17 protein-coding genes are annotated in these 6275 nt (G+C 64.9%); all 17 read left to right on the top strand.

Going from position 1 to position 6275, the window contains the following annotated elements:
• The first annotated feature begins 242 nt into the window (after positions 1–242).
• The 17 genes from ACFWU5_RS16540 (at position 243) to ACFWU5_RS16460 (ending at position 6273) form a co-directional block, all read left to right on the top strand.
• Positions 243–569, top strand: coding sequence for a hypothetical protein (locus tag ACFWU5_RS16540; RefSeq protein ID WP_379267786.1), 327 nt, complete (start codon positions 243–245; stop codon positions 567–569).
• A complete protein-coding gene (locus tag ACFWU5_RS16535) occupies positions 566–745 on the top strand; it encodes a hypothetical protein (RefSeq protein ID WP_379267785.1) in 180 nt (59 codons plus the stop codon). Before ACFWU5_RS16540 ends, ACFWU5_RS16535 begins: the two co-directional genes overlap by 4 nt.
• Entirely contained in the window at positions 738–878 is a 141-nt protein-coding gene (locus ACFWU5_RS16530) for a hypothetical protein (protein WP_379267784.1), read from the top strand. The genes ACFWU5_RS16535 and ACFWU5_RS16530 overlap by 8 nt, the downstream gene beginning before the upstream one ends.
• Positions 875–1357, top strand: a complete 483-nt coding sequence (locus tag ACFWU5_RS16525; protein WP_379267783.1) for a hypothetical protein — start codon at positions 875–877, stop codon at positions 1355–1357. Before ACFWU5_RS16530 ends, ACFWU5_RS16525 begins: the two co-directional genes overlap by 4 nt.
• Positions 1358–1385: 28 nt before the next feature.
• Positions 1386–1553 (top strand): hypothetical protein, encoded by a 168-nt coding sequence (locus ACFWU5_RS16520; RefSeq protein WP_379267782.1) that lies wholly within the window; start codon positions 1386–1388, stop codon positions 1551–1553.
• The gene (locus tag ACFWU5_RS16515; protein WP_379267781.1) at positions 1543–2352 is read left to right on the top strand and encodes a hypothetical protein; all 810 of its coding nucleotides are present in this window, start codon (positions 1543–1545) and stop codon (positions 2350–2352) included. Before ACFWU5_RS16520 ends, ACFWU5_RS16515 begins: the two co-directional genes overlap by 11 nt.
• 171 nt (positions 2353–2523) lie before the next feature.
• Positions 2524–2751, top strand: coding sequence for a hypothetical protein (locus tag ACFWU5_RS16510; protein ID WP_379267780.1), 228 nt, complete (start codon positions 2524–2526; stop codon positions 2749–2751).
• Positions 2748–2915 (top strand): hypothetical protein, encoded by a 168-nt coding sequence (locus ACFWU5_RS16505; RefSeq protein WP_379267779.1) that lies wholly within the window; start codon positions 2748–2750, stop codon positions 2913–2915. Before ACFWU5_RS16510 ends, ACFWU5_RS16505 begins: the two co-directional genes overlap by 4 nt.
• A gap of 46 nt (positions 2916–2961) precedes the next feature.
• A complete protein-coding gene (locus ACFWU5_RS16500) occupies positions 2962–3348 on the top strand; it encodes a hypothetical protein (RefSeq protein WP_379267778.1) in 387 nt (128 codons plus the stop codon).
• Positions 3345–3581 carry a hypothetical protein gene (locus ACFWU5_RS16495; RefSeq protein ID WP_379267777.1) on the top strand — a complete coding sequence of 79 codons (237 nt, stop codon included), beginning with the start codon at positions 3345–3347 and terminating at the stop codon, positions 3579–3581. Before ACFWU5_RS16500 ends, ACFWU5_RS16495 begins: the two co-directional genes overlap by 4 nt.
• Positions 3578–3763: a hypothetical protein gene (locus ACFWU5_RS16490; protein WP_379267776.1), complete on the top strand. Its 186-nt coding sequence runs from the start codon at positions 3578–3580 to the stop codon at positions 3761–3763. The genes ACFWU5_RS16495 and ACFWU5_RS16490 overlap by 4 nt, the downstream gene beginning before the upstream one ends.
• 306 nt (positions 3764–4069) lie before the next feature.
• Complete coding sequence (locus ACFWU5_RS16485) at positions 4070–4396, top strand: hypothetical protein (RefSeq protein WP_379267775.1); 327 nt, start codon at positions 4070–4072, stop codon at positions 4394–4396.
• Positions 4393–4719, top strand: a complete 327-nt coding sequence (locus ACFWU5_RS16480; protein WP_379267774.1) for a hypothetical protein — start codon at positions 4393–4395, stop codon at positions 4717–4719. The genes ACFWU5_RS16485 and ACFWU5_RS16480 overlap by 4 nt, the downstream gene beginning before the upstream one ends.
• A 217-nt stretch (positions 4720–4936) precedes the next feature.
• Positions 4937–5191 carry a hypothetical protein gene (locus tag ACFWU5_RS16475; RefSeq protein ID WP_379267773.1) on the top strand — a complete coding sequence of 85 codons (255 nt, stop codon included), beginning with the start codon at positions 4937–4939 and terminating at the stop codon, positions 5189–5191.
• Positions 5192–5246: 55 nt separating this feature from the next.
• The gene (locus tag ACFWU5_RS16470) at positions 5247–5618 is read left to right on the top strand and encodes a hypothetical protein (protein WP_379267772.1); all 372 of its coding nucleotides are present in this window, start codon (positions 5247–5249) and stop codon (positions 5616–5618) included.
• Entirely contained in the window at positions 5615–5893 is a 279-nt protein-coding gene (locus tag ACFWU5_RS16465; RefSeq protein ID WP_379267771.1) for a hypothetical protein, read from the top strand. Before ACFWU5_RS16470 ends, ACFWU5_RS16465 begins: the two co-directional genes overlap by 4 nt.
• Complete coding sequence (locus tag ACFWU5_RS16460; protein ID WP_379267770.1) at positions 5890–6273, top strand: hypothetical protein; 384 nt, start codon at positions 5890–5892, stop codon at positions 6271–6273. Before ACFWU5_RS16465 ends, ACFWU5_RS16460 begins: the two co-directional genes overlap by 4 nt.
• Positions 6274–6275 lie beyond the last annotated feature (2 nt).

The following is a 6275-nucleotide window of genomic DNA, read 5'->3' as shown; positions in this document are numbered from 1 at the left end:
GGGGGCTTATTCCCGGGGTCCCCGGGGGGGGCCAACCCCCTCCCGGCCCCCCCCCGGCCCCCCCACCGCGACGGCTACGCGGTCGAAGTCATCGCCGAGCCCGGCGACCAGCACATGCATTTGCGGGTCTCCACCGAGCCCGCCGGCGGCATCAAATTGCGCGCCGACCTCCTCCCGCACCAAGTCCGCGACCTCCGCGAACGGTGCGACGCCTTCCTCAACGACCACCAGGAGAACCACTCATGAAGACCGCGACCCTGCTGCCCGACGAAGTCGCCCACGACGAGACCGGCATCCCGTTCGTGTCCACCACCGGCGTCTACAAGCTCGATCCGCCACTGATGGTTAGCGACGGCATCGCCGACTACGTGGTCGCGTCGACCCTCGACGAAACCATCCCCACCAGCCAAGGCGTACGCCGCATCTACGAGACGAACCTGCTCATCTCCGACTCTGAAGGCATGGTCGTCGACTGGAACGAGCTGCCCGGCTCCGGTCACAACCGCGACCACGCCCAAGCCTTCGCCGCCGTCGGCTACACCATCACCCATGTCGGGGTGCCCGCATGAGACTGCTGCGATTGCTGGCCCGACACACCCGCCGGCGAACCCCCGAAACCCCGCCGACGTTGATCAACATTCGGCCCGTCACCGCAGCCCAATATGACGCCGCCCAGGACTACCCCACCGGTATCTACCCGGCGTTCCGGTTCACCCAACTCGCCCAGGAGACCGCTCGTGCCTGACATCGACACCCTCGCGCCGACCGGTTTGCTCGCTGAACTTGAAGCGCTCGCCCATGACCTGCGCTGGGACGGGCACACCGCTGCTGCCGCCCGCGCCCAAGCTATCGCCAACAAGTACGGAGCCTCCCTGTGACCACCACCTACTTCGCGATCCGCCTGCCCGGCGGCACCCTGCTCGACAACGTCGACTATCTCAGCGAACTCACCCACCACACCCAGTGGTTGAACAACCCCGAAATCGAAAGCACCTCGCTGATGCCCGTATGGGACGCCCACGCTGACGCCGTCACCGCCCAACACAGTGTCCGGTCCGTACTGCGAGACCTCGGCATCGGCGCTCATACCACCAGTTTCGTCGAAATCGTTGCCCTGGTGGCACACACGACCGTCACCCTTCACGAGGTGGACGACGCCGGCGAAATCATCGTGGACCACCCGGTAGTCGAAGACGACCCCGCCACCGCACTGCATCGGCTCCGCGCGCAGCTCGGCAACACACTGGCGCTGCACCGAGCGCCTCCACGCGCATGCACGCCGAAGACCCCAGCGGCGGCTACAAGAACCCCAAACGCGAAGGCTACGACCGCGGGATCTCCGAGGCGATCGAGCTGATCGACACTCAGATCGAGCAGGTGACCCGATGACCACCACCATTGCCCCGTTCGCCCGGCACGGACGTCACGAACGTGTGTGGTGGAACACCAAACAGCGCACCGTCAACGACCTCCTCGCGGACTACCCCGACATCCTCGACCGACACTTCCTCACCGTGCCCCGCGACACCAAGGAGGGACGTCATGTCTCGTGAAGTCCGCCGCGTCCCCGTCGATTTCGCCTGGCCGCTCGACAAGGTCTGGGACGGGTACCTGATGCCCGAACGGCTCCGCGAAACCACCTGCCGCGCCTGCTACGGCCGAGGTTCGACACCAGCTCGGCAGTGGATCGAGCGCATCGGGCTGATGCTCGACCAACTCATCAGCGACCTCGACGACCAGGATGCAGGCAAACCGCTGCACCCCTGGTTGGCGCACGATCCGTACCCGCCCGTCGACCACAACACCGTCCTCCACCGGGACGGGATGTGGGTCACCTACGCGGTTGTCCGACCAACACCCGACATCGTCGAGTTCGCACAGGCGCTGATCACTGGCGACCCGGACCAGCCTGAGCGGCAGATACAGCGAGGGTGGTTGGCCCAGAACAGGTACGCCGTCACCCAAGGCCTGATCCGACAAGCTGGTCTTCCCGCGAAGTGGGGATGGTGCGCGACGTGCGACGGACACGGCTCGGTCGAGGTCTACGAAGGGCAACGCGCTGACAGTGAGGCATGGGAATCTACCGAGCCGCCGACCGGTGACGGTTGGCAGTTGTGGGAGACCGTCAGCGAAGGCTCGCCTGTCACACCGGTTTTCCCGACCCGCGAAGGACTCGTCGAACACCTTTCGTCTCCCGCATATCGCCGCCCGTTGACCCGTGACGAAGCCGAAGGGCTCGTCGACGCCGGTTGGGTGCCATCGATGATCGCCACGGCCGCAGGCGTGTTGCCCGGTGAACAGTCCGCCGGCGACTTCGCCCGCGTCGTCCACAACTACCCGCCCGCCGACTAGCTCGACAACCCCGAGAACCTTCCTCCCGCGACCGCGGCGCTCCACCGAGCTGCCAGCGCGTGACGGCCGCGCATGGGGAAGCGAGGAGCGCGGCGCCCGAGATCGACCACCACATCTTTCGGGCGCCGCCCCTACCAAACCCGTTCGCCCACCAGCAGAAAGCGACACATAGTGATCCCCGAAGACGACGCCTGGACTGACCTTATCCAGGCAATCACACTCCTCGCCCAGCACCCGACCGACACCATCAGCCCGTTCCACTGCGAGCACGACCAACTGTTCGTGATGGCAGACGACACCAAGTTCACCGCCGACGAGATCGCCCAGCTCGACGAATGGGGCTTCTCCGTCAACGAAGACGACGGAGGCTTCACCTCGTTCCGGTACGGCAGCGCATGACCGACACCGGCATCGACCTCACGATCTGCGCCGTCGACCTTGACGACGCCCGCGCCCTGTTCGCCGAAGCGATGGCCGTGATCAGCGAAGGCCAAAAACACGACGGCACCCTCCTCCACGCCACACGCGGCGGCGGTTGCGCAACCCTGCACACCCATATCTGACCGCCCCGAAACCTGGTGAGCCCCAATGCAACACAACCTGCCCCTCATGCGGAAAATCCTCGCCCACATCACCAAACACCCCTACCTCCTCGACCAGTCGGTGTTCCGGCGCCGCGGTGACGACGGGTGGGTGGTGTTCGGTTTGGGCGGGCTCGCGATCGACGTCGCCGGCGGGTACCGGTGGGTCGGCAACGAACGGTCCCTGTATGGGCAAATCCAGGTCCAGGACTCGACAGGCCGGATTCGGTGGGTGGAAGACGTCGCCGCCGAACTCCTCGGCCTCACCCCCGACGAAGCCACCTTCGCATTGATGGCCGCCGAAAACTGCACGGCCCGCGCCTGGTTGGAAGACCACGTCGCCGCGGCCGAACGCCGCATCTTCGACACCCTCACCCACAACCTCACCTTCGACACCAAAGGACACCTGACATGAACACCTACGGCTACAACAACAAGCTCTACTACCGAGTCGAAGACCTCGCCGAGATCGCCGACACCACACCACGCGGTGACGAACATGATGCCGCCGTGTCTCGCTACGTGGCTGCCCTGCATGCGATCTGCGGGTTGCGTGCTGACGCTGAGACTGAAGAACAGCGCGCGCGAGAGCTCCGGCAGGCCATGGCGGGCGTTCAGGCGGGTACCGACGCGCAGCAGGCGGCATGATCACCACCCCGGTCGAGTCAACTGTTGACGTGCAACACGGTGCACCGGATTGGCCCACGCTCGCGACCGTCGAGGTCGCTAACGGGCTCGGTCGAACGGCGGTCGCGTTGGACGCTGGCGAGGTGAAAGCGTTGATTCAAAAACTGCTGTTGGCCTGGGTATTTCTGCAACGGCAACGGTGATCGTTGGTAGCGGGGTGGGCGGGTGCTGTGTGCATTCCCGCCCGTTTCCGTGGGGGTTTGCAAGGGTGCGTTTGTGATCATGATTCGTGTTGCGGAACCATTGCCGAACAATGCGTTATACCGTTAGTATCGTGAATGAAACCGGCGAAACGAACCGCCCGCCACCTTCCCGGCACCGCATCGGAGGCACCCCTTGACCCCCTGCACACCGATCCTGCACCGCGCACTCGCCCTGCTGGCTGTCCCCCCGCTCATCCTGACCGCCGTCATCATCGCCCCTGTGGTCGCGATCCTCGGTAACCGCAAATGACCACCGAATCGCGGACCACCGCCGCGATCTGCGCCCAACCCGAACACGAAACCTGGGCGCGCAAACACCGAGCTTCGATGTGGGACTACCACATCGAAGGCGAAACAAAGCAAGACTCGATCAGCCGACGCCGGCGCGCAGTCGGATTGTGCGCAACCTGCCCCGTCCGCGCAGCGTGCAACCGCAAACACAAAGCATTGGGCGACGGAACCGACGGCGGTGCCCACGTCCCCGGCATCTGGGGTGGCCGAGTGTTCGCCGACAAAACCTCCCACTACCACCACCTCGGGCGCAGCCTGTTCGACCAGGAGGAGGCGGCATGACCGAACCCGACCACGTCATGGTCCGTATCCGGGAACGCGGCCACGGATACGCGGCGATCGTGTGGTGCAAATGCGGGCACTCCGAAGGCGGATTCGACCGGGCCAAAGTCGTTGCACAGCTGTACAAGCACACCATCGACGCCAACCGGCCCGCCTGCCCGACCCCGAAGAAAAGCCAGTACGGCAGCGAGCAGGAAGCACTCAACGCGCTGTCGAAGTTCCTGCAACGTGCCCGCCCCGGAGCCCGCCCCACCCGCACCTACAAGTGCCCGTCCGGTCGCCACTGGCACACCACCAGCCAACCCGCGTCGAAGGTCGCCTGATGTCAAACCCGTTGTGCACCAACCGAACCCACACCCACAACCCGCCAGCAGCATCGTTTCAGATCGAACAACACGGGTGCTGGATCGGGTTCATCTGTGCAAGCTGTTTGGACCACGCCCGACTGTACTTCGTCGTGCGGCAGCCCCCGTTCCTGTGCGGCAACTGCGGTGACGAATTCGACGGATTCGACACCATGTTCACCAAGGTGGTGCCGCTGTGACCGCCGCACCGTGGCCGGACCTGTTCCCGAACCCTGTGTGCGAGTGCAACATCCACGTCCACGGCCCCTTCGCGCCCGCACCGACCGCGACGCTGTGGGCGAACCTGCACGGCTGCCGCGACGTGTTCATGTGCGGCGGCTGCCTCGGCCTCCTCGGTCAAGGGTTCGCGAAGAAGGCACCGATCCGCTGCCCCGAATGCGCCGAGTCCTTCGCCACCGTCGACGACTACCTCACCTCGGTCGAACTATGACCGGCCCCGTCACAGTGACGATCGAACTGCCTTGGTCTCTGCCCCGCTGTTGTCGATGAACGATCGCGGCTACACGCGCGGTGCGGCGATGGCGAAAGCGGCGAAGATTCGCGAAATCAGGCAAACCATGGTCGCCCTCGCCATCCACCACAACCTCCCACGCGGACTCCGGTACGTGACAGTTTGCCTGCACTACCAACCACGAGACCGACGTCGCAGGGACACCGACAACCTCACAAGTACGGCGAAACCGTTGTACGACGGTTTGGCTGCTGGCACCAAGAAGTTCGTCGGCTACGGGCTGGTCCCCGACGACACCCCCGAATTCATGGCCAAAAACGAACCCGTCATCCACCCGCCCGTGAAGGGCGAAGGCGGCCGAATGTGGCTCGAAATCACCTACAACACAGAGGAAATTGCAGCATGACTACCTTCATCGGCCACCTGGCCCGACTCCTAGGAGGTGCTATGGACAACGGGCACGAACCCTACGTGCCGCGGCTCGCCGACACCGCCACTACCCGCATCGAGTACCGGCTCCTGTACCGGAGCCCGGATACCGGTGAGGAGTTCACACTCCTCACCGACGCGAGTCGGGTGTGGTCGGAGCGTAAGGCGATGCAGGACTGCGGCTATCAGGTCGTGGTCACGAAGCGACTGGTCGAGACCAGCGGCTGGGAAATCGTGGAGGAAGCAGCATGACCGCCCTGCTCGCCGGGCGGGTGGTCACTCTGATCCGCGAAACCGTGTTCAGCAAGCTGGTCGCCGAAACCTACGGGCGCCCGTACCGATTCCAGCAGCAAGACGACTGCCAACACGGGCAAAACACCGTGCACCTGTTCGACGTGCCCCACCCCGAAGGTGGTTGGGAATCTGTCGAGGAGTTCCGTGCATGCTTCGCCGACGGCACACCGACGGTGCAGGAATGGGCGAACACACCGATCGGCGAGTACGAGCACCCCTGGCAAGCCGAACTGCACTGGGAGCGCGAGTTCTACCCGCCGTTCGAGGCCGTCATCGACGACCTGTACGCGCGCGGCCTGATCGCGGTCGGGTCCTACGGCCTCCACATCTGGTGGTAACC

Origin of the sequence: Nocardia sp. NPDC058640 (genome assembly GCF_042716995.1) — a bacterium.
Classification (GTDB): domain Bacteria; phylum Actinomycetota; class Actinomycetes; order Mycobacteriales; family Mycobacteriaceae; genus Nocardia.
The sequence above is the reverse complement of the archived record's forward strand: the minus strand, read 5'-3'. Positions and strand labels throughout refer to the sequence as shown.

What these genes read in the sequence shown, in the direction of transcription:
- ACFWU5_RS16540 (WP_379267786.1), top strand. Translation starts at nt 243, where the DNA reads ATGAAGACCGCGACCCTGCTGCCCGACGAAGTCGCCCACGACGAGACC.
- ACFWU5_RS16535 (WP_379267785.1), top strand. Translation starts at nt 566, where the DNA reads ATGAGACTGCTGCGATTGCTGGCCCGACACACCCGCCGGCGAACCCCC.
- ACFWU5_RS16520 (WP_379267782.1), top strand. Translation starts at nt 1,386, where the DNA reads ATGACCACCACCATTGCCCCGTTCGCCCGGCACGGACGTCACGAACGT.
- ACFWU5_RS16515 (WP_379267781.1), top strand. Translation starts at nt 1,543, where the DNA reads ATGTCTCGTGAAGTCCGCCGCGTCCCCGTCGATTTCGCCTGGCCGCTC.
- ACFWU5_RS16505 (WP_379267779.1), top strand. Translation starts at nt 2,748, where the DNA reads ATGACCGACACCGGCATCGACCTCACGATCTGCGCCGTCGACCTTGAC.
- ACFWU5_RS16500 (WP_379267778.1), top strand. Translation starts at nt 2,962, where the DNA reads ATGCGGAAAATCCTCGCCCACATCACCAAACACCCCTACCTCCTCGAC.
- ACFWU5_RS16495 (WP_379267777.1), top strand. Translation starts at nt 3,345, where the DNA reads ATGAACACCTACGGCTACAACAACAAGCTCTACTACCGAGTCGAAGAC.
- ACFWU5_RS16490 (WP_379267776.1), top strand. Translation starts at nt 3,578, where the DNA reads ATGATCACCACCCCGGTCGAGTCAACTGTTGACGTGCAACACGGTGCA.
- ACFWU5_RS16485 (WP_379267775.1), top strand. Translation starts at nt 4,070, where the DNA reads ATGACCACCGAATCGCGGACCACCGCCGCGATCTGCGCCCAACCCGAA.
- ACFWU5_RS16480 (WP_379267774.1), top strand. Translation starts at nt 4,393, where the DNA reads ATGACCGAACCCGACCACGTCATGGTCCGTATCCGGGAACGCGGCCAC.
- ACFWU5_RS16470 (WP_379267772.1), top strand. Translation starts at nt 5,247, where the DNA reads ATGAACGATCGCGGCTACACGCGCGGTGCGGCGATGGCGAAAGCGGCG.
- ACFWU5_RS16465 (WP_379267771.1), top strand. Translation starts at nt 5,615, where the DNA reads ATGACTACCTTCATCGGCCACCTGGCCCGACTCCTAGGAGGTGCTATG.
- ACFWU5_RS16460 (WP_379267770.1), top strand. Translation starts at nt 5,890, where the DNA reads ATGACCGCCCTGCTCGCCGGGCGGGTGGTCACTCTGATCCGCGAAACC.